The sequence below is a fragment of the Streptomyces sp. NPDC043908 genome, from assembly GCF_056435525.1.
The window spans coordinates 760,457-781,293 of record NZ_JBWKEI010000001.1 but is presented as its reverse complement, the minus strand read 5'-3'; the positions used below and the strand labels follow the sequence as shown (position 1 = coordinate 781,293).

Annotated in this window: 16 protein-coding genes and 1 pseudogene; 4 read left to right on the top strand and 13 right to left on the bottom strand. The window is 71.7% G+C overall.

Features of this window, described 5'->3' with window-relative positions; genetic code table 11:
- Positions 1-8 precede the first annotated feature (8 nt).
- Together AC069K_RS03630 and AC069K_RS03625 are read left to right on the top strand one after the other, a co-directional pair.
- Positions 9-929 (top strand): pentapeptide repeat-containing protein, encoded by a 921-nt coding sequence (locus tag AC069K_RS03630; RefSeq protein WP_478611760.1) that lies wholly within the window; start codon positions 9-11, stop codon positions 927-929.
- Between the two features lie 277 nt (positions 930-1,206).
- Positions 1,207-2,130, top strand: coding sequence for a GNAT family N-acetyltransferase (locus AC069K_RS03625; protein WP_478611758.1), 924 nt, complete (start codon positions 1,207-1,209; stop codon positions 2,128-2,130).
- A 106-nt stretch (positions 2,131-2,236) separates the two neighbouring features.
- Here AC069K_RS03625 and AC069K_RS03620 read toward each other — a convergent pair whose 3' ends face one another.
- A complete protein-coding gene (locus tag AC069K_RS03620; protein ID WP_478611756.1) occupies positions 2,237-2,449 on the bottom strand; it encodes a hypothetical protein in 213 nt (70 codons plus the stop codon).
- Positions 2,450-2,683: 234 nt separating this feature from the next.
- Between AC069K_RS03620 and AC069K_RS03615 the strand changes: the two are divergent.
- Together AC069K_RS03615 and AC069K_RS03610 are read left to right on the top strand one after the other, a co-directional pair.
- Positions 2,684-2,887 (top strand): annotated as a pseudogene (locus AC069K_RS03615) (ABC transporter ATP-binding protein); the annotation flags it as partial.
- A gap of 128 nt (positions 2,888-3,015) precedes the next feature.
- Positions 3,016-5,070: a dynamin family protein gene (locus AC069K_RS03610; RefSeq protein ID WP_478611754.1), complete on the top strand. Its 2,055-nt coding sequence runs from the start codon at positions 3,016-3,018 to the stop codon at positions 5,068-5,070.
- 6 nt (positions 5,071-5,076) lie between these two features.
- On the opposite strand, the gene AC069K_RS03605 is transcribed toward AC069K_RS03610, so the two are convergent.
- From AC069K_RS03605 to AC069K_RS03550, 12 genes are all read right to left on the bottom strand, one after another.
- Positions 5,077-5,790: an alpha/beta fold hydrolase gene (locus AC069K_RS03605; protein WP_478611752.1), complete on the bottom strand. Its 714-nt coding sequence runs from the start codon at positions 5,788-5,790 to the stop codon at positions 5,077-5,079.
- Complete coding sequence (locus AC069K_RS03600) at positions 5,787-6,719, bottom strand: helix-turn-helix domain-containing protein (RefSeq protein WP_478611750.1); 933 nt, start codon at positions 6,717-6,719, stop codon at positions 5,787-5,789. Before AC069K_RS03600 ends, AC069K_RS03605 begins: the two co-directional genes overlap by 4 nt.
- Before the next feature lie 41 nt (positions 6,720-6,760).
- The gene (locus AC069K_RS03595) at positions 6,761-7,612 is read right to left on the bottom strand and encodes an alpha/beta fold hydrolase (protein ID WP_478611748.1); all 852 of its coding nucleotides are present in this window, start codon (positions 7,610-7,612) and stop codon (positions 6,761-6,763) included.
- 139 nt (positions 7,613-7,751) lie between these two features.
- Complete coding sequence (locus AC069K_RS03590) at positions 7,752-8,999, bottom strand: PucR family transcriptional regulator (RefSeq protein WP_478611746.1); 1,248 nt, start codon at positions 8,997-8,999, stop codon at positions 7,752-7,754.
- A 135-nt stretch (positions 9,000-9,134) separates the two neighbouring features.
- The gene (locus tag AC069K_RS03585; protein WP_478611744.1) at positions 9,135-11,966 is read right to left on the bottom strand and encodes a helix-turn-helix transcriptional regulator; all 2,832 of its coding nucleotides are present in this window, start codon (positions 11,964-11,966) and stop codon (positions 9,135-9,137) included.
- Between the two features lie 122 nt (positions 11,967-12,088).
- Positions 12,089-12,703, bottom strand: a complete 615-nt coding sequence (locus AC069K_RS03580) for an FMN reductase (protein WP_478611742.1) — start codon at positions 12,701-12,703, stop codon at positions 12,089-12,091.
- Positions 12,700-13,785, bottom strand: coding sequence for an LLM class flavin-dependent oxidoreductase (locus AC069K_RS03575; RefSeq protein WP_478611740.1), 1,086 nt, complete (start codon positions 13,783-13,785; stop codon positions 12,700-12,702). The genes AC069K_RS03580 and AC069K_RS03575 overlap by 4 nt, the downstream gene beginning before the upstream one ends.
- Before the next feature lie 104 nt (positions 13,786-13,889).
- Positions 13,890-14,726 carry an alpha/beta fold hydrolase gene (locus AC069K_RS03570; protein ID WP_478611738.1) on the bottom strand — a complete coding sequence of 279 codons (837 nt, stop codon included), beginning with the start codon at positions 14,724-14,726 and terminating at the stop codon, positions 13,890-13,892.
- A gap of 134 nt (positions 14,727-14,860) precedes the next feature.
- Positions 14,861-17,629, bottom strand: a complete 2,769-nt coding sequence (locus tag AC069K_RS03565; RefSeq protein WP_478611736.1) for an ATP-binding protein — start codon at positions 17,627-17,629, stop codon at positions 14,861-14,863.
- A complete protein-coding gene (locus tag AC069K_RS03560) occupies positions 17,626-18,504 on the bottom strand; it encodes a carbohydrate ABC transporter permease (protein ID WP_478611734.1) in 879 nt (292 codons plus the stop codon). Before AC069K_RS03560 ends, AC069K_RS03565 begins: the two co-directional genes overlap by 4 nt.
- Positions 18,505-18,509: 5 nt before the next feature.
- Positions 18,510-19,475 (bottom strand): carbohydrate ABC transporter permease, encoded by a 966-nt coding sequence (locus AC069K_RS03555; RefSeq protein WP_478611732.1) that lies wholly within the window; start codon positions 19,473-19,475, stop codon positions 18,510-18,512.
- Positions 19,475-20,806, bottom strand: a complete 1,332-nt coding sequence (locus tag AC069K_RS03550) for an ABC transporter substrate-binding protein (protein ID WP_478611730.1) — start codon at positions 20,804-20,806, stop codon at positions 19,475-19,477. The genes AC069K_RS03555 and AC069K_RS03550 overlap by 1 nt, the downstream gene beginning before the upstream one ends.
- Positions 20,807-20,837 lie beyond the last annotated feature (31 nt).

The following is a 20,837-nucleotide window of genomic DNA, read 5'->3' as shown; positions in this document are numbered from 1 at the left end:
TCTCGCGTATGAAAGGGAGCCGGAGGCGCGCCGTGGTCCTGGCGCTGCTGGCCGTCGTCTTCGTCGGCTACGCCCTGCTGCTGTGGCAGGGGCCCTGGTGGCTGGACGGCGATCGGCTGCGCACGCGTGACCTCCAGCCCGCCGACGGCGTGGTGATCACCGGATTCCGTACGACACTGGTCGCACTGGGCGCCGGCGCGGTCGCAGGTGCGGGCCTCTACTACACCGACCGCACGCTGCGCCACACCCGCGAACGCGACCGCGAGCAGGCCGAGATAGCCCGCGACGGCCAGGTCACCGGCCGCTATGTGGAAGCCATCAAACTCCTCGCCTCGGAACGTACCGTCGAGCGGCTCGGCGGTATCTACGCGCTGGAGCGGATCATGCGGGACTCCGTCAAGGACCACCCCACAGTGGTCGAGGTGCTGGCCGCGTTCATCCGCGAACAGGTACCGGTACCGCCTCACGCGCGGCTGTCCGACCGGGCACGGCCGGAGGAGTCCGTCCCGGCAGCGCTGACCGTCCTGGGCAGACGCCCACAAGTGGCGGAGCCGTTCCGTATCGACCTGCGGCGTACGGATCTGCGCGGAGCTGACCTCCAAAACGCCCGGCTGGAGCGCGTCCGTCTCGGCGGTGCCCACCTGGAGAAGGCCGATCTCACCGGCGCCCATCTGGAGGAGGGCTGGCTGCGCGACTCCTGCCTCACCGGCGCGTGGCTCGAAGGCGCGCATCTGGAACGCGCCGTCGTCAGGGGCACGGACCTGCGCGGCGCAACCATGAAGGGCGTCTGCTTCGCGGGTACCCGCCTCGTGGACGCGGACCTTTCCACGGCCGTCGGCCTGACGGCGCCGCAGCTCGCCGAGGCGGTACTCGACAGCGCGACGAAGCTGCCCGACGCGGTGGCGCGAGCCGTTCGGACAGCACCGTGAGTGCCGCCTGGCCGCCTGGCCGCCTGGCCGCCTGGAAACCGGCGCCCACCGGAAGGATCCCGGTCATCAGCCATCACCTCGAACGCTGCCCCTCGGCTGCGGTCTGCGGGACCGACAACACTTCGGACGGCACAAACAACCGGTCGGTTAGGTCCGGTTCGGGCCGGCGTCCCTTCTCGACCGTCCGCCTGCAAGCGCCCCGGCGCTCCGGGCACCCGTTCGGCGTCCGGCGGTAAATGCGTTGCGGCGCGGGCCAACTGGCGCCGACAGTGGGCGGATGGATGACGGGGGTCGGGTCAGGACCGCGGCGATTGAGGACGCGCCCGCAGTATGTGCACTGCTGAACGCGGTCGACGAGATCGAGATCGGTGCGCCCGAGACCGCGCTGAAGGAGGTCGAGGAGGACCTCGCCACGGCGCGCGAGGCTTGGGTGGCCGTCGAGGCCGGGCGCACCGTGGCGTACGCGGCGGTCCTCGACGTGAGTGCGGACGGCGCTGTCGACATCGACCACTACGTGCTGCCCGACCAGCAGGACGCGGGCCTGCGCCTGTTGGACCTGGCCGAGGCCCGCTCGCGCGAGCTCGCCGGGGAGGCGGGAGCACGTGAGGCCGTACTCCACCTGCACCTCAACGCGGCCCCCACCCTCGACACCGCGCTGCTCGCCGGGCGCGGCTGGCGCACGGTGCGCCGGTACCACGTGCTGACCCGCCCGGTCTCCCCGGACAACGACCCGGTCCCGGAGCCGCCGGTCGGGGTGCGGCTGCGCCCGTGCGCCGACGAGACCGACCGCCGCACCGCCCACCGCCTGCACCAGCAGACCTTCGCCCGCCACTTCGACTTCCGCCCGCAGGGGTACGAGGAGTGGCTGGGCCGGATCGCCCCGCACGCAGGTACGGACTGGTCCCTGGTGTGGATCGCGGCCGTCGACGGCATCGGGGACGCGGCGGTCCTGATCACCCGCGACGACCGCGAGGGCATGGGCTGGATCCGCACCCTGGGCGTCCTGGAACAGGCCCGCGGCCGCGGACTCGGCAGCTACCTGTTGCGCCATGCCTTCGCCGTGTACGCGCGGCGCGGCCGCGACACGGTCGGCCTGGGCGTCGACACCGAAAACGTGACGGGAGCGCTGCGGTTGTACGAGTCCCACGGCATGGGCGTGCACTACGCGGTGGACACCTGGGAGCTGCGGCTCGGGGTGTGAAAGCCCGCAGAGGCGGTCACCCTCGAACGGGCCCCGATCGCCTCACGCAACTGTGCCACGATCCGCTCGTAGCGCTCCGGGCCGACGTCACTGATCACGTGTCACCTCACGGCCGCATGAGAGCAGTGGTCGCGGGCGACGCCGGAAGATGTGTGTAGAGCTTCCGGCCCAGGTTACCGAAGAGGCGGGGGATCTCGTCGAGCATGAAGCCGAACGCTTCGGGCGACTTGGCGCACAGCGGTATGAGCTTCACCGGGTCGCCCTTCTTGGGCCCGGCGGCGACGTTTCCCTGGAGCGCCCCGGACGAGTCGACCGCCACATAAATGATTGCCGTACGAGAAGGCGCAGTGGCGTCAGATCCGCACGCTCTCGGGCGGTGAGCAGAAGCGGCTCGTCCTGGAGGCGCTGCTGCGCGGTCCCGACCAGGTGCTCCTGCTGGACGAGCGCGACAACTACCTGGACGTCCCGGGCAAACGGTGGCTGGAGGAGCGCCTCGGGGAGACCGGCAAGACCGTGCTGTTCGTCTCGCACGACCGGGAGCTGCTGGCCCGGGGAGCCGACCGACAACCTGGACCTGGAGTCGGCGGAGACACTGCAGGAGGGGTTGGAGGCGTACGAGGGGACGGTCCTGGCGGTCACCCACGACCGCTGGTTCGCCCGGTCCTTCGACCGCTACCTGGTGTTCGGCAGCGACGGCCGGGTACGCGAGACGCCGGAGCCGGTGTGGGACGAGCGCCGCGTGGAGCGGGCACGCTGACGGAGTGGAGCGGGCCTTGGAGAGGGCAGTCGCTCACCCGTGACCACCGGCTGCCGTATCCCCGCCCGATGGTGCTGCTTCGACTGGTTTCGCAGATGTGCGGCGGCGTCCTGCGGTAGAAGTACAGCATGATGCCCGTCGAGGAAGCCCGGGACGAACTGAAGCACCTGTTGAGCCGGTGCGAGCGCTGGTTGTGCGACGAGGAAGGGGTGCGCGATCTCCTCGCCGACGCGGACGGGCTCACCGACGACGCCGCACGGCTGGAAGCCCTCCGTACACGCGTGCTGTCGTCCATGCTCAACGTGGCTCTGCTGGGACGGCAGTCCTCGGGAAAAAGCTTCCTGATCAGCGGCTTGCAGGGCGGCCTGGAGTACATCCCGATCACCGACGAGGACGGCATGCCCTCGGCGGAGTTCCTGGGGGTCCTTCCGTCCTCGGCACGCCCGACCACAGCATGCCCGTGCACGGTGATCCCGGTGGAAGAGGATTCCCTCGACCAGGTCCCGGGCCGGGCAACGCTGCGCGTGCGGTTCACCGACGGCCGGGCGGAGGACATCGGTACGGACCTGCCGCCCGCGGTGGTCAGCGCGTACGGGGCGGTGGACGGCGATGTGACCAACCGGCGCCGCGACCACATCAACCGCCGTGTGGAGTCGATCGAGGTACTCATCTCCCATGCCCGGCTCCCGGTCAAGCTCTTCGACCTGCCGGGCTCGGAGTCACCGATCGAAGAGCACGAGATCATCATGCGGGAAGCCTGGGCCCGGGCCGACTGCTTCGTCTACGTGAGTCACGCGACCTCGGCCCTCACCGCGAACGAACTGCAGCTCATCCGGGACCTGTACGCCCACCACATGCAGAGCAACGCGAACAAGAAGGTGCTGTGGGTCCTGACGGGGATCGACCTGGCGACCCAGCGCGAACAGGGGCAGGCTGCCTGGAAGAGCGTGCTGACCACGAACAACGCCTACCTCCGTACCCATTTCGGCGCCCCGGGCGGACAGTTCATCGGAGACGGATTCCTGCCGGTGTCGGCCGCCTGGGAAGCCGAGGCGGAGTTCCAGAACGCCCAGGGCAACGACGGGGGCACCCTCGCGCGGCTCAGCGGCATGGAAACCCTGCGCGATCACCTGCGCGGCCTGATGGAGTCCGGCGCCGGACACACGCATCTGCGCCAGGTCGCCGACGAGGCCCGCTGGCTCGTGCGCCGCCGCCAGCGCCAGCTCGCCGACATGCTCGACACCCACCAGCTGGCCGTGGAGGACCTCGAGGTCCAGCAGCAGAGCCTGCGCCGGCGCATCGGAGGCGCGGAGCGCGCCCTGGACCACATCCGCACCGACCTCGGGCGCGAGCTGCAACGCAGGATCCGCACGGCGCGCGGGCCGTTCGCCCGCTTGTCCGAGGAACTGCACCAGCAACTGGACCCCCTGATCGACCGGGGCAACCTGAGCGCGGAGCACGCCAACGAGGTCGATGTGCTCCAGGTCCAGTTGTTCAGCCAATGGATGACGTCACCCACGGGCCCGGCCACCTTGTGGGCGAGCGAGCTGGAGACGCTCGACGCGTCCGCCCGGCAGCTGATCCGGGCGGATCTCGGAGTGGACACCGGTGCCCAACTGGTCTCTCCCGAACCGCTCGACACGAGTTACTTCCCCATGCACACCGACGGCCGCCAGCCCCTGACGGCCTACGGGCTGGTGCAGGCCGCGGCGAACACCCTCGGGGTCGCCAGCCCCATCGCCGCCGGCGCGGTGTGGCTCACGACCAGCCTCAGTCTCGCCACCATCGCGGTCCCGGCGGGAGCGGCCGTCCTCACCGCCATCGCCATCGCCAAAGTCACCGACGTCCTGAAGGACCGCGAGTCCAAGATCCAAAAGGCGCGCCAGGAGCGCAAGGACATGATCGATGAACAGGTGAAGCAGGCGCGGAGCGCGTTCGACAGCGTCGCCCAGAGCCAGGGCCGGCTCCTGATCGACGCGGTCGAGCACCATCACCTGCAACACCAGGCCCGGCTGAAGTCGACCTTGGCGCAGATCATGGAGCGCATCAACGCGGAGGACACCGTCCGCAGCCGCGCCGTCATCGACCGCCTCTCCCCCATCAACCAAACCGGTCTGGCCCTCGTCACCGGGTTGCAGGACCTGCGCGACGCCCTGAGAAGCGAGGCCCTGATGGGGCGATGACCCCGGTCAGCTCGTCGCCCGTACGGCGTCCCTGATCAGAGCGGCGACCCGGGTGGGCTCGGACAGGACCACGGCGTGGGAGGCGTGCGGGAGTTCGACGACGACCGCTCCCGCCCGTGCGGCGCCGAAGCGCTGGACCTCGGGGCTGATCGCGCGGTCCGCCCCGGCCACCAGGGCCCAGGACGGTTTCGTGCGCCAGGCCGCCGCTGACGCGCCCTCGGTGAACGCGGCCGCGGCAAGCGGGCGTTGGGTCGTCGCCAGGACGCCGGCCACGTCCTCGGGCACGTCCGCCGCGAAGACGCCGGGGTAGGCCGCCTGCTCGATGGTGACCTCGACCCCGAAGGCGCCGTCGAGGAGCGGGTACGACCACTCCTTCAGGCTGCCGGACAGCAAGGACTCGGGGAAGCTGCCGTCGAGCTCGCCGAGGCTCTCGCCCTCGTGGGGCACGTAGGCGGCCACGTAGACGAGCCCCACGACGTTCTCCGCGACGCCGGCCACGGTGATCAGCGCACCGCCGTACGAATGGCCCACGAGGACGGTCGGTCCCTCGATCTGCGCCAGGACCGAGGCGAGATAGGCGGCGTCCGACGCCAGGCCCCGCAACGGGTTCGACGGCGCGATCACGGGGATCCCGCTGCCGCGCAGTTCCGAGATAACGCCTATCCAGCCGGTCGCGTCGGCGAAGGCACCGTGCACGAGAACGACGGTGGGGTTGCTCATGCGAGTTCTCTTCTCCGTATCGGGCTCATGCGCCCTTCCTGGGCCCCGGCGTCGGCCGGTGCGAAGGCCGAGGTCGCCAGCGCCTGCCATTGGCTGGGGCTCATGCCGTAGGCGCCGCGGAAGGTGCGGCTGAAGTGTGAGGGGCTGCTGAAGCCCCATCGGTTCGCCACCGCGGCCATGGTGGTTCTCCGGTGGGAGCGGCCCAGCTCGAACCGGCAGACTTCGAGCCTGCGCCGGCGTATCCAGTGGCTCACCGTACTGCCATCGTTCTGGAAGAGTTTCTGCAGGTAGCGGACGGAGATGTGGTGGGCGCGTGCGATCGACTCCGGGGACAGGTCCGGGTCCATCAGGTGTTCTTCGATGTAGGCACGGATACGGGACAACATCTCCTTGCCGGCCGCCGACACGTCGTCGGCCTCGTCCTTCGTGTCCGCTTCGAGGAGCTCCACGACCAGGACGGAAAGGAGGTGCACGGCCGTGCGGGCACACCGGTCCCCGATCGTGGACCGACGCACCTCCGCCGTCGCGGCGAGCGCGGTCAGAAAGTCGGACGTCAGCGCCCCGATCCCCTCCCCGCCGCGTACGGGCACGCCGAGCACCTGGTGCAGTTCCGCCTCCCTCACGCCCAGATAGCAGCGGGGCACCCGGAAGAAGAGCATCTGGGAGTCCTCGTCGAACCGCAGGAGGTGCTGCCGGGCCGGGTCGCAGAAGACCAGGTCGTTCGGCTCCAGCAGGGTCGTGGCACGCCCGTGGACGGCGGTGACGGAGCCACGGACGTGGACGCCGAGGTAGACGTGGTTGGGGTCGTCGGTGTCCGGCATGGCGGAAAGCATCTGGACCAGCCACCCCGAACGGGAGGCGGGCGGAGTCGGATCGGGCGCGTGCCGGGATACCTGTTCGGGCGCGGGTGGCATCAGTGTGGGAGTCATGGGGGTTCCTAGCCGTGGGTCGGTGCGGAGCAGGACGGGGTTCACGCCCCCGTCGCCGGCTCCTCGGCCAGGAACTTCTCCACCACCGCGTTGAAGGCCGGCGCGTTCTCCAGGAAGGGGAAGTGCGAGCTCGCCACGTCGGAGGCGAACACGTGCAGGCGTGCGCCGGGAATCCGCTCAGCGACGAAGCGCTGCGAATCGGGGTGCACATGGCTTCCCTCGCAGCCGATCACCAGGGTCGGCACATCGATCCGGGCCAGCACGTCACGCCAGTCCTGCGCGCAGTGGTCGAACAGCAGCGGTACGCCCGCGTAGGCGGGTGTCGACCTGACCTCCTCGGCGACGAAGGCCAGCATCTCGGGGTCGGACTCGCCGGAGAACATGCCGCGCACGAAGTCGGCGAGAACCGTGTCGCCCTCCGGCCCCGCCAGTGCCGCACCCAGGTACAGCAGCCCCGACACGTCGAAGATGGCACCGCACTCGCGCTGTTCCCGCTCGGTCATCCAGGGCACGGCGGCGACCGCCGCGGGCTGGTCGACGGCGACGAAGCGCCGGATCCGTCCGGTCCCGTACTGGTCGATGAAGCTCCACCACACCGAGACGCCCATGGACCAGCCCAGTGCGTCGAAACGGGCCAGGCCGAGGTGGTCGACGAGTTCGAGCACATCGCGCGAGAGCCGGGCGACGCGGTAGCCGTGAGACGGTTTGCCGGACTTCCCGTGGCCGCGGAAGTCGACGGTGACGACGCGACGGCCGGGCGCCAACCCCTCGGTCTGGTGGCGGAACATCGCCTGCGTCTGCCCCCAGCCGTGCAGCATCACCAGCGGCACACCGTCGCCGCCGCTGTCCTGGTAGGCGAGCCGGACGCCATCCGTCGTGATCAGTTCTTCCATGACCTCTCCCCTGGTCAGAGGCGGTACATACCGTTCCCGCCGTCCGGGACATCATCGAATGGGGCTCGCCGCCCGCACCACCGCGAGCTGTAGGAATCGGGCCGCGTATCCTCCTCGCTTTGTCGAAGCGAGGGCGCGTTCAGGCGGCGCGGTCGTCGCCCGGGCCGAGGAGTTCCTCGATCCGCAGGCCGAGGTGCAGGGTGAGCCGGTGGGCTCCGTTGTCGAGGTCCAGTCCGGTGATCTCCTGGATCTGGCGCAGGCGGTAGTAGAGCGAGGTGCGGTGGATGCCCAGCGCGTCCGCGGTCCCGCGGATCGATCCCGCGTGTTCGAGGAAGCACCGCAGCGTCTCCCGCAGGCGGTCGCCGCCATGAGCCTCGCTCAAGGTGCGGAGCGGCTTGGGGACCAGCGACGTGTTCAGGGCGTGCTCGGGCAGTTGCAGCAGCACGGCGAGTTCCCCCAGGAGCTCCCAGTCGCCGACGCTGTTCAAAGAGGGCAGCCTGCGGGCGGCGCGGGCCGCCACGAGAGCCTGGTCGTACGACGTCCACGCGTCGTCCAGGCCGGCGTGCCGGCCACCGACGCCGATCACGGGGTCCGCCGACGGGTCCAGGAAGGTGCGCAGGTCGGCGAGGATGCGCGCGGACTGGGCGGCGACCTCGTCCGGGCCCGGCGGCCGGTCACGGAGCTGGAGCAGGATCGCCCGCTCCTTGCCGATCGCGATGAGACCCTGAGCGGAGCGGGTCTGGCGGAACCCTTCCAGCGCCGCCCCCAGGGCGGCCTCGGACTGCCGCACGAGTTCGGTCGCGCAGCTCAGCTGGACCACGGTGACCAGGACGTGCTCCGCCGCCCCGAGCAGCCCCAGTTCCTGGCCGCGCCGACGCGCGGTGGTGCGTGCGGCGACGTCACCACCGACGAGTGCGAGGGCCAGGTCCCGCTCGTCCGTCTTTTGGTGGTCGGCGGCGACGTGCTCCCCGTACATCTGGGCGGCCATGGCATCCGCGGCATGCGCGATGGCAGCGATCTCCCGCTCCCGCAGCGTCTTTTCGGGCGCGACCACCACGAGCAGCCCGAGGAGGTGCCCGCGCCGGCGCAGCGGCGCGACGTAGCGGGGAAGCAGTCCGAGATCGTCGCGGCCGTCGATGAATCCGGGCCTGGACCACTGGGTCACGCCCTGGGCGAGGACGTGGCGGATGGCCGCGTTGTCGGCGCGCCCCTGCAACAGGGTGGTGATGCGTACCGGGTCCTCGTCGCCGAAGTGGCGGCTCGTGCAGACCATGCGGACCAGCGGGTCGTCGACGGCGACGGACCGGCCGAGCCGCTCCGCGAGCTCGTCGACAAGCGCCTGGAGCTCCGGGCTGCCGGGGCGGGCTCGCTCGAGCCGTGCGGTCATGCGTTGTTCCTCTTTCGACCAGGGTTCCCGCGGACTTCTCCGTTCCGCAGTTCTTGATCATTTTGAGGAAGCGGCGACGCCGGCACATCCCACGAATCGTCCATTGCCCTGGCACCCTCGTGCGATACGAAGCCACTACTCTCCGCTGTCGCGCTGCTCGACCAGCCGGGTCAGCTCCCCGCGCGAGGTGACGTCGAGCTTGGTGAAGGCCCGGCGCAGGTGGGAACTCACCGTGTGCGGTGACAGGGAGAGGTGCTCGGCGGCCTGCCCGTTGGTCAGCCCGCGGGCCACGAGCCGTACGACCCGTGTCTCCGCGGCCGTCAGCTCGGGCCACGCGCCGCCGGGCCCGGACGTCGAGGGCCGGCGCCGGACACCGGCGGCCCGCAGACGCCGGCGCACGCGTACGACGTCCCGCTCGGCGCCCGCTCGCGCGTACAGCGTCAGCGCGGTGTCGAAGTACGGCACCGCCTCCGATCTGCGGGTGGCCGCCAGCTTGCGTCCGGCGTCCTCCAGGGCTGACGCCCGGGCCAGCACCCGGGGGCAGTCCTCGTAGAGCCGTACGGCGCGTACGAGCGGGGCGAGGTCGTTGTCGAGGAGGCCCCGGGCGTGCGCGGCGGTGGCGGCGAGGAACGTGAGGCCGGGGTTGAGCGCCGCTCGCCGTTCGGCCAGGACGACCGCCTGCGCGGCGCGTTCGTGCGCGCCGGCCCGCAGCGCCAGCCGGACGAGTACCGGGGCGTCCGCAGGATCGATCAACCCGGCGTAGGCGGGCCGGTCCGCGGCGGGCGCCGCCATCACGTCGTCGAGCTCGGCCATGGCACGGTCGGGCCGGCCTTCGAAGTCGGCCATCAGCGCCAGCATCCAGGAGCCGAAGTGCCGCACGACGGGTGCGCCGTCGCCGCGCATGCGCCTCGCCTCCGCCGCGTACGCTCGTGCGGTCGCCCGGTCGTCGGTATGGAGGGCGACGCGCATCATCACGTAGCGGATCGTGACGTCGGCAAGGCTGCCCGGGCCGAGACCGTCGGCCGCCTCGGACGCGGCCTCGGCGTCGGCCCGGGCCTCCGTCAGCCGTCCGGCTTCCAGAAGGATGCGGGAGCGGGTCATGAGCCACATACGGGTGGCGGCCGTCCGGCCCTGCTCCCCGGTGATCCGGATGCCCTCCTCCGCGGCGGCGAGCGCCTGTGCGGTGCGTCCGACGGTGTGCGACAGCAGAGCGTGCCACAGGGCCTCCGGCACCCACAGTGAGGTGCTGACGCCGAGGGCGTCGGCCAGCGCGGCGGACCGCTCGGCCTGCCGGAACGCCTCGGTCAGGTCCATGCGGTGGAAGCTGAGGGCAGAGCGGACCGTCGTCAGCGTGGCCTCCGCGGTGCGGTCCCCCGCTGCCGCCGCGCTCTGCCACGCCCGGGCGGCCACCTCCTCGGCCGCCGCGTGCTCGCCCGACATCGACAGGCAGACGGCGAGCGTGGCGAGCAGTTGTCCCCTCGCGGCCACGGATATCCCGGGCAGTGCCGCCCCGGCGCGGGCCTGCCTCACCCCCTCGCAGAAGTCGAACGGTACGGCCAGCCGTGCCAGGGCCAGGCGGATGCGCGCCTCGTCCTCGGGCCCGAGGGTGCCGGCCGCCAGGGCGGAGGATCCCAGCTCACGCGCCTGGGCGGCCCGGCCCGTCTGCCAGAGCAACGGGATCGTCTCGGCGATGACTCGCGGCCGCTCCACAGCGTCCGCGGCGGTGAGTTCCAGGGCCCTGAGGCTGCGTTCCGCGGCCGGTCCGGGAGCGGTGGCCGCGAGTTCCGCCGCGGCGGTGCGCAGCCGCTCGGCCTCCGCCGCGTCTCCCTGGCCCGCTGTCCCCGCCGACCGTGCCGGACGAGCGAGGGGAAAGGCCGCGCTTCCCGGCGGCAGCCCGGCGACCCGACGCTGAAGGGCCTGACGCAGGGACAGGGGGAGCGCTGCTTCGACCGCCTCGCGGATCAGGTCGTGGCGGAAGACGAGGCGATCGCCGTGCTCGGCGAGCAGGTCGGCGTCGAGTGCTTCCCGTACCGCCGTGATGAGCGCCGCCGAGGACCTGCCCAGCAGTTCGGCCAGCAGCGCGACGGTGACGGGGCCGCCCACGGCGGCCGCCGTCCGCACCAGCTCCCGCGCCTCACCGGACAGCTCATTGAGGCGGCGCACGACAGAGGGGAGCTCCCGGGGAGGGGGAACTTCGGCGGACAGCCCGGCCGTGGCGTCGTCGATCGTCACCGCCTCCTCGTCCAGCGAGCCGAGCACCTCGATGAGCAGTTGTGGCACCCCCTGGGCGCGGTGGGCGAGATGGAGGACATCCGGCCCGGCGGGGGCGCCCAGGACGTCCTCGGTGATCCGTGCCACCGCCCGCTCCCCCAGCGCTCCGAGGACCAGTTCGTGCGCGCCCGCCTGCCGGATCCTGTCCAGGGTCGTCCGCACGCCCGCCGACACGCTGCCGCCGCGCACGGCGACCAGCCACAGGATCGGGTGCGACGAGAGTCCCGCCGCGAGGGTGTGGAAGCTGAGCAGGGTCAGGTCATCGCACCACTGGAGGTCGTCCAGGACGACGAGCAGAGGGCCCGTGCGCGTTGCCTCCCGCAGCCGCTCCCCGATTTCCTGAAGCAGCCAGAACCGCTGGCCGGGTGTCGTGGCGAGATCCCGCAGGCGCTGAGCGCCCGAGAGCGGTTCCTCGCCGCCGAGTACGCCTTCGAGGAGCGGGCCGAGCGGTACGAACTGCTCGTCGGGCTCCGCCGCCCCCTCGAACACCCGCATCCCGCGCCGGCGCGCGGCCGCCGCGGCCTCCGCGAGGATCCTGGACCTGCCGATGCCGGCGGGACCCCCGACCCGGACGATCCCGCCTTCACCCCGGCCGAGCGCGTCCAGCCGCGCCTCGATGAACGCCATTTCGGTGTCCCTGCCGCGCAGCGGTACCCGCGGGCCGTCCCGCTCCTCGCGAGCGGTCCTCGTCGTCACTTGGTTCACGCTCACTCCGCCGGCCTGGGCCGCACGGGACGGGCTCGGTCCTCATGCGGTACGGCGGAACAGTATGAACCATATGAACCCTCCGGCCGTCGGGCGCCCCGCAGCCGCCCGCCTCAGTCGAAGCGCAGGTCGGCGAGTTGCCGTTCGAGGGCGGTGACGTCGTCCTCGGGCTCCTCCGCGACCGGGCGCGCCGCCATGAGCGCGGCGAGTTCGGCGGCCGCCCGGCGGATGCGGCCGGGCAGACCGTCGGTGTACTCGTCCCCGCCCGAGCCCCAGTCCTCGGACGCCGCGAACACGGCGGTGGGGACGGTGACCGCACGGAGATGGGCGAAGAGCGGACGCAAGGCGTGCTCCAGGACCAGCGAATGGCGGGCGGTACCGCCCGTCGCCGCGATCAGGACCGGCTTCCCGGTGAGGGCGTCCGGGTCGATCACGTCGAAGAAGGACTTGAACAGACCACTGTAGGAGGCGGCGAACACGGGCGTCACGACGATCAGACCGTCGGCCGCCGTCACCGTGGTGATCGCGGCGCCCAACCGCGGCGGCGGGAATCCCGTCACGAGGTGGTTGGCGATGTCGCCGGCCCGTTCGCGCAGCTCCACCACGTCGGTCGACGCCGGCCGCCCCCGGGCGGTGAGTTCGTCGCGGACCGAATCGGCCAGCCGGTCGGCGAGCAGCCGGGTGGAAGAAGGGGTGCTCAGCCCCGCGGAGACGACGGTCAGCTTCACGGGGCGGACACCTCCCGGACGGCCCGCAGGGACGCGTGCGTGGGAGCCTGCGGCACGTCGGCCGGACGCCCCTTGGCGCATTCCCGCCGCAGCACGGGCACGACCTCTTCGCCGAGGATGTCGAGCTGTTCCAGGACGGTCTTCAGGGGCAGGCCCGCGTGGTCCATCAGGAACAGCTGACGCTGATAGTCGCCGACCGTCTCCCGGAACGACAGGGTCCGCTCGATGACCTGCTGGGGAGAGCCCACGGTCAGCGGGGTCTGCTCGGTGAACTCCTCCAGCGACGGGCCGTGGCCGTACACCGGCGCGTTGTCGAAGTAGGGGCGGAACTCCCGTACGGCGTCCTGGGAGTTCTTGCGCATGAAGACCTGGCCGCCCAGGCCGACGACGGCATCCTCCGGCCGGCCGTGACCGTGGTGCGCGAACCGGCGCCGGTAGAGCTGCACCATGCGCCGGGTGTGGTCGGCCGGCCAGAAGATGTTGTTGTGGAAGAAGCCGTCGCCGTAGAAGGCGGCCTGCTCCGCGATCTCGGGCGACCTGATGGATCCGTGCCAGACGAAGGGCGGAACGCCGTCCAGGGGCCGCGGTGTCGCGGTGAAGGCCTGGAGCGGCGTACGGAACGTGCCCTCCCAGTCCACCACGTCCTCGCGCCACAGTCGGCGCAGCAGCGCGTAGTTCTCCTTGGCGAGGTTGATGCCCTGGCGGATGTCCTGGCCGAACCACGGGTACACCGGGCCGGTGTTGCCGCGCCCCAGCATGAGGTCGACCCGGCCGTCGGCCAGGTGCTGGAGCGTCGCGAAGTCCTCGGCGATCTTCACCGGGTCGTTGGTGGTGATCAGCGTCGTGGACGTGGACAGGATCAGTTTCTCGGTGCGGGCCGCGATGTAACCGAGCAGGGTGGTCGGTGACGACGGCACGAACGGCGGGTTGTGGTGCTCGCCGGTGGCGAAGACGTCCAGGCCGACCTCCTCGGCCTTGAGCGCGATGGCGACCATCGCCTTGATGCGCTCGTTCTCGGTCGGCGTGCGACCGTCGGTGGGGTCGGGGGTGAGGTCCCCGACGGTGAAGATGCCGAACTGCATGGCGGGTCTGCTCTCCTGAGCTCGTCCGGTTCCCGCGCGGGAACCGGGGGGCGGGGTGACGCCGGGGGCTTCCGGTGTCACCCCGGCGGGTCAACGGTGCGGCGTCACTTCGCCAGGAAGGCGAGGAGGGCCGTGTTGACCTCCTCGGCGTGGGTCCACAGCAGCCCGTGCGGGGCGCCCTCGATCTCGACGTAGTCGGCCGACGGCAGCGCCTGGTGGAAGGGGCGCGCGGTGCCCTCGGCCGGCAGGATGCGGTCGGCGGTCCCGTGCAGGATCAGGGCCGGCACGTCGACGGCGGGGATGTCGGCGCGGAAGTCGGTGTACCAGGTCGCCGGCGCGGCCGACGCGGCGAAGGAGCCGCCGCGGGCCGCGGTGTTCCAGCTGTTGCGGACGGCCTCCTCGCTGATGCGGGTGCCCAGGTTCTCGTCGAGGTTGTAGAAGTCGTTGAAGAAGGCCGTGTAGTAGGCGTAGCGGTCGGCCTTGACGGCGGCGACGACACCGTCGAAGAACTCCTGCGGGGCAACGCCCTGCGGGTTGTCGTCGCTCTGGAGCAGGCAGGGCTCCAACGAGGCCAGGAAGGCGGCCTTGGCGACCCGGCCCGAGCCGTAGGTGGAGAGGTAGCGGGCGACCTCGCCGGTGCCCATGGAGAAGCCGACGAGAACGGCGTCGTGCAGGTCGAGGGTCTCCATCACGGTGTTCAGATCGGCGGCGAAGGTGTCGTAGTCGTATCCGGTGGTCGGCTGCGAGGACTGCCCGAAGCCGCGGCGGTCGTAGGTGATCACGCGGTGGCCGGCGTCGAGCAGGGCGGCGCTCTGGCGCTCCCAGGAGCGGCCGTCGAGCGGGAAGCCGTGGATGAGGACGACCGGCTGCCCGGTCCCCTGGTCCTCGAAGTACAGCTCGACGGGGTTGGTGTTCTCCTGGCCCACGGTGATGTACGGCATGGGGGCGCTTCCTCGCTTCGGGTCGACTGGTCCGCGCGTCGTGGCGGCGCGGTATGCCCGTCACGCTAGGACCGGCCGCGCACCCGCTGTTGTCCGCCCGCGCACCACCCCTTGCACGGGGGCGCAGAGGTTGCTCAGCCGCCGGTGGCTGTCGCGGTGTCGTCTTCCGCGAGGACGATCCGGGCCAGGTGGACCCGGGAGCGCACCGCGAGCTTGCGGAAGATCGACGCCAGATGGGTGTTGACGGTGTGCGGGGAGACGACGAGGGCCTGCGCGGCCGACCGGTTGGTGTGACCGGCGGCGATCAGCCGGGCCACCTTGCGTTCGGAGGCCGTGAGTGCCTCCCAGCCCTGGTCGGCGCGTGGCCGCAGGCGTCCGGTGCGCCTGCTGGGGCGGCTTGTGGCCCGGTCCGGATCGGTCCGGACCCGGTCCGCCTCGGCGTCGGCCCCCGCCTGGGCGTAGAGGTCGTACGCCCTGGTCAGGGCAGGTGTCGCGGCGGCGTCGCCCACGGTCAGCAGTGCGCGCCCGAGGTCGGCGGACGCGGCGGCGAGCAGCAGGGGCCGGGGGCCGGTGGAGAGGATGCGGACCGCACGCTCCAGGAGGTGGTGGTCGGCGCTGACCAGGGCGGCGGCGTGGGCGGCCGTTCCCCGGGCGGTCGGCACGGTGGGGTTGCGGGCGGCGTGTTCGCCGGCCTGGGCCGCGAGGTCCTCGGCCAGCTTCCGGTCCCTGCCGTTCAGGGCGATGCGCACGGCCTGGGCGACGTGAGGGCGCAGGAGCCGCCACCGCAGGAAGGGGTGGTCCCGTTGCGCGGAGCGGATCCGTTCGGCCGCGGCCGTGTGGTCGCCGTCGGCGTCGGCGATGACGGCCTCGAAGTACTGGTGCGTGGCGTGGTTGCCCGTGTTCGGCCGGTCGGCCACGGTCGCTCGCACGACATCCAGGTGTTCCCGCGCGGCTTCGCGGTCACCGCGCAGCAACGCGAGGAGACCGCGGTTGACGCGGATGTTGACCAGGTTGCCGGGCACGTGGAGGTCCGCTTCGAGCCGTTCGGCGGTGATGAAGTCGGCGTCCGCGTCGTCGAGCCGGCCCAGTCCCATGTTCAGGGTCGCCTGGGCCCAGATCAGCATGGCGGGGCGCGGGGGAGCGTCGTCCGCCGTCCGGAGCAGTCGCGCCACGGTGGCGAAGTCGTCCAGGTGGATCCGTGCGACGGCCTCCTCGGGAAGGAAGGCCGTGTCCAACACGCTCAGCGCCGTGTGGTGTTGGACGGCGGCGGCGCAGTCGCCCGCGTTGAGGGCGATCTCGCCGAGACCCCACAGCGCGAGGACGCGGGCCTCGCGGTCACCGGTCCGCTCCGCCTCGGCGAGCGCCTCTTCGCCGCTCTCGCGCGCGGCCTCCAGGTCGCGGCCGCGGGAGCGGGCCAGGGCCTGCCGGGCGGTGAGCCGGGCCCGGGTCACCGGGTCGGTGACGGCTGCCAGCGCCGCCGTCGAGCGGCGGGTCAGCTCGTGGATGTCGTCGAGGTGCCACAGCGCGTCGCCCAGGACGCATTGCAGGCGGGCGAAGACGTCCAGGGACGGCTGCCGGGCGAGCAGCGCTTCGCCGGTCTCCCGTGCCTGCGTGTACCGGCCCGCGCGGGTCAGCGCGACAATGGCCCGCTCGCCCACGTCGAACAGCATGGGCGCACGGGGTGGTACGAGTTCCAGGGCCCGCAGCGACAGGTCGGCGGCGAGGTCGGGCATGACGGCGATCACGTCCGTGGCGGCCGTGCCGAGCAGCGCGACCGCCTCCGTGTCACCAGGGTCGGCGCTCTTCAGCAGATGGGGGACAGCGTCGATGGAGCTCCGGCCCGCCGCGACGAGCCGGCGTGCGGCCTCCCGGTGCAGCGCCCGGCGTACGGAGGGGGCGAGGTCGGCGTACACGGCCTCCCGGAGCAGGTCGTGGCGGAACAGGAGGCGTTCGCCGTCATCGTGCAGGAGCGCCGCGGCGATCGCCTCCTCCACTGCGGCACCGAGTGCGGAGGCGGGCCGGGCGCACAGGGCGGCGGCGTCCGCGAGCGAGAACGCGCGGCCCAGTACCGAGCCGATCCGCAGGAAGTGCAGGGTGTCCGGCCGCAGATCGGCCAGTCGGCCGCGCACGCCCAGGACCAGGCGCTCGGGCATGTCCGGGCCGTCCCCGCCCTGCGCCGCTATGCCCGAGAGCATCTCGGTCGCGAGGAAGGGGTTGCCGCCCGCCCCGCCGAGGAGCTCCGCGACCCGCGCCGGCACCTGCGCGCCCAGGACGTCGCGTGCCAGCTCGGCCAGGGCCGTCTCGGACAGCGGCCGCAGAGCGAGGGTCGTCGCCCGCGGGCCCTGCCCGTACAGGTGCGGGTCCTGCCTGCCCGTGAGCAGCCACAGGACCGGGGAGCCGAGCAGCCGGGCCGGCAGGAGGCTCAGGGCGAACCGGCTCAGCGGGTCGGCCCATTGGACATCGTCGACGGCGATCAGTACGGGCGTGGCCGCCGCGCGCTCCTCGATCAGCTGGGCCAGCCGTTCGACGAGCCAGATGCGCTGGTCGTGGTGGACGGCGAGGTCGGCGAAGTCCCCGCGGGCGAGCAGCGGCGTCTCGCCGTGCAGCAGGCCCGAGGCCAGGGAGGCCAGCGGTGCCAGTTCGTGCAGTTCCTCGGCGCGTCCATGGCTGACGGCGAATCCCTGGTCCCGGGCCAGCGAGACGGCTTCCCGCAGGAGTACGGTCTTGCCGATGCCGGGCTCGCCCAGCAGGAGCGCGATCGCTCCCGTCCCGCCGCGGCGCACCGCCTCGACCAGGGCGCGCAGCTTTTCCAGTTCGGCTTCGCGGCCCCGCAGCCCGGGCCGGCTCACCCGTGCGTTCGCGGGCGCCGCCCCGCGTTCCGCCTCGGTCCGGTCGGCTCTCATCCCTTGACCGATCCGGCGAGCAGTCCCCGTGCGAAGTGGCGCTGCAGGGCGAAGAAGACGAGCAGCGGGACGAGCGCCGCAACGAAAGCTCCCGCGGTGAGCCGCTGCCACTCGTTGCCGTACGTCCCGGCCAGGCTCGCCACCCTGACCGTCATGGGAGCGGTCTCGGCCGTGCCTCCCGACAGGGTCAGTGCCACCAGGAGGTCGTTCCACACCCAGAGGAACTGGATGAGGGCGAAGGACACCAGGGCCGGGCGGCTCAGCGGCAGCACGATCCGCAGCAGCAGCGTTCCGTGCGAGGCGCCGTCGACCCGGGCGGCCTCGATCAGGTCCCTGGGCAGTGCGGCGAGGAAGTTGTGCAGGAGGAACACCGCGAACGGCAGCGCGAAGGCCGTGTGGGCGAACCAGACCTGAGCAAACCGCGCGGGACCGGTGAGGTGCCACGCGGGCAGGAACAGCCAGCCCTGGGAGAAGAGCTTCAGAAGAGGGACGAGCGCCATCTGGAGCGGCACGGCCTGGAGCGCGAAGATGCCGACGACGAGCGCGTCGCGCCCCCTGAAGTCGATCCAGGCCAGGGCGTAGGCCGCGAAGAAGGCCACCACGAGCGGGAACAGCACCGAGGGCAGGGCGATGACGACGGAGTTGACGAAGTACTCCGCCAGGCGCCCCGATCCGTTGGCGCCGCCGGACAGCACCTCGCCGTAGTTGTCGAGCGTGAGGTGGGGCGCACCGAACACGGTCCACCAGCCCGTCGTCTTGATCTCCTGCTCGGGGCGGAACGAGGAGAGCAGGAGAGCGAGCGTCGGTGTCGTCCACAGGACGGCAATCACCACGGCGAGCAGCGTGAAGGCGCGGGAGGCCAGACGCTCCCGCACACCGTTCACCCTCTCCCCCGCCGCGCCCGGACCTGGTGGGCGACGAAGGGGGTGACGAGGACGAAGAGGAGTACGGCAAGCGCCGCCCCGTGGCCCGTTTCCCCGTAGCGGAAGGCCTGGTCGTACATGTCGTGGGCGATGACGTCCGTGTCGAACTGTCCGCCGGTCATGGTCTTCACGATGTCGAAGGCCTTGAAGGCGCCGATCGCCTGGGCGAGCACCACGACGGTCAGCGTGGGTCTGATCGACGGCATGGTGATGCGCCAGAAGACCTGCCGGGCGCAGGCACCGTCGAGTCGGGCCGCCTCGATCAGCTCGGCGGGAACGGCCCTGATCGCACCGGCCAGCAGGACGGCCGCGAAGCCCGCCTGCGTCCACACCATCGCCACGATGAGGAACAGGACGTTCCAGGGCGAGTCGGCGAGCCATTGCCGCGGTTCGCCGCCGAACGCGACGACGAGCTGGTTCAGCAGCCCGATCTGTCCGTCCTGCGCGGGGCGGTAGGCGTAGACGAACTTCCAGATGACGCCCGCGCCGACGAAGGAGATCGCCATCGGCATCAGCAGGAGCGACAGCGCGAACGCCCTGAACCGCGACCGCACGACGGCCGCCGCGTACAGGAGACCGACCGCCGTCGCCGTCAGCGGCACGAGCACCGCCCACGCCACGGTGTTGCGCAGCGCCACCAGCGCCCGGGGGTCGGTGAGCAGCCACCGGTAGTTGTCCCACCCGGCCCACGCCTCTCCCCCACGGTCGGTGAAGGACAGCAGCACGGTGCGCAGGGCGGGCAGCAGCAGACCGGCCATGAGCAGCAGCAGCGCGGGGGTCAGCAGGATCAGGGCCGCGGACCTCCTGCGTACCGGCCTCCGGTCCAGCGCCAGCAGGATCAGGCAGACCACCGCCGCGAAGGCGGCGATGCCCTGGAGCAGGTACAGCAGCTTGTGCTGCTGGGCTACGGCGTCGAACGACATCAGCGGCTCGGCCAGGACCGTTCGATGGAGTCGGCGACCTGCCGGGTGGGGGCGCCTCCGATCCAGTCGACGGCTCCCTTCCAGAACGTCCCGGCGCCGACGGACGCGGGCATCAGGTCCGAACCGTCGAACCTGAACTGGGTCCTGGGGTCCTGGAGCAGCCGGATCGAGAGCCTGTCGACCGGGGTCGCGGCGTTCGCCGGATCCACGCCCCTGTTCGCCGAGACGAAGGGGCCCTTCCTCATGCGGGCGTTCGCGAAGTCCGCGGAGGCCAGATACTCCTGGAACGCCCGCACTTCGGGGCGGTCGGCGAACGCCGCGGTGAACACCCCGCCGCCCAGTACGGGATGGGCGCCCGGCTCGGCCCCGGGCAGGAGGAAGGCGTAGACGTCCTTGTCCGGTCCGATCGTCGTTCCCTTCGGCCACAGATCGGCGTAGAAGGAGGCCTGGCGGTGCATCGCGCAGTCGCCGGAGAGGATCGGCGTGCCGGCCTCCTGATAGGAGATCGACGCCACCGACCGGGCCGGGCCGAAGCCGCCGTTGGCGTAGCGGTCGTTCTTGAGGAGGGATCCCACGGTGTCCATGGCCCGGATCACCCGCGGGTCGTTGAAGGGAATCCTGTGGGTGACCCACTGGTCGTAGACGTGGGTGCCCTGCTGGCGCAGCAGGACGTCCTCGATCCAGTCCGTCACGGGCCAGCCGGTCGCCTCGGCGGACTCCACTCCCGCGCACCACGGTTTGACACCCGAGGCGGCGACCTTCTCCGTGACCGCCATCAGCTCGGACCACGTGCGGGGAACGCTCAGTCCCCGATCCCGGAAGAACTTCGGGGAGTACCAGACGAACGACTTCACGTTCGCGATCAGCGGCGTGCCGTAGAGGGTGCCGTCCACGGTCGCGTAGCTGTTCCAGTCGGCCGACCAGCCCTGCTTGGCGAGGGTCGCGACACCGGCGCTCGCGGGCTTGAGCCTGCCCGCCCGCGCGAAGCGTTGCAGGAGGCCGGGCTGAGGGAAGAACGCCATGTCGGGCGCGCTGCCGGCCTCGACCCGAAGCTGGATCTGGGTCTCGAACTCTCCGTCCCCCTCGTACTGGACGTCGATTCCCGTGCAGTGCGCGAAGTCCGCCCAGGTCTCTTCGAACAGGTCGGCCTCGCGGTCCCGGTTCTCCGCGTAGACGGTGACCTTGGTGGCGGGGTGCTTGCCGTACCGGGCGTACGGGCCGCAATCCGCGGTGGGGTGTGACCGCGAGGCGCTGTCCTGGGGAACGGCACAGGCGGCGGCAAGGGCGGCAACGGCGATGACGGCGAGCGCGGTCCTCGCGCCGAACCTCATGGGTGGATCTCCTCCGATCGCCCGCCGAGGC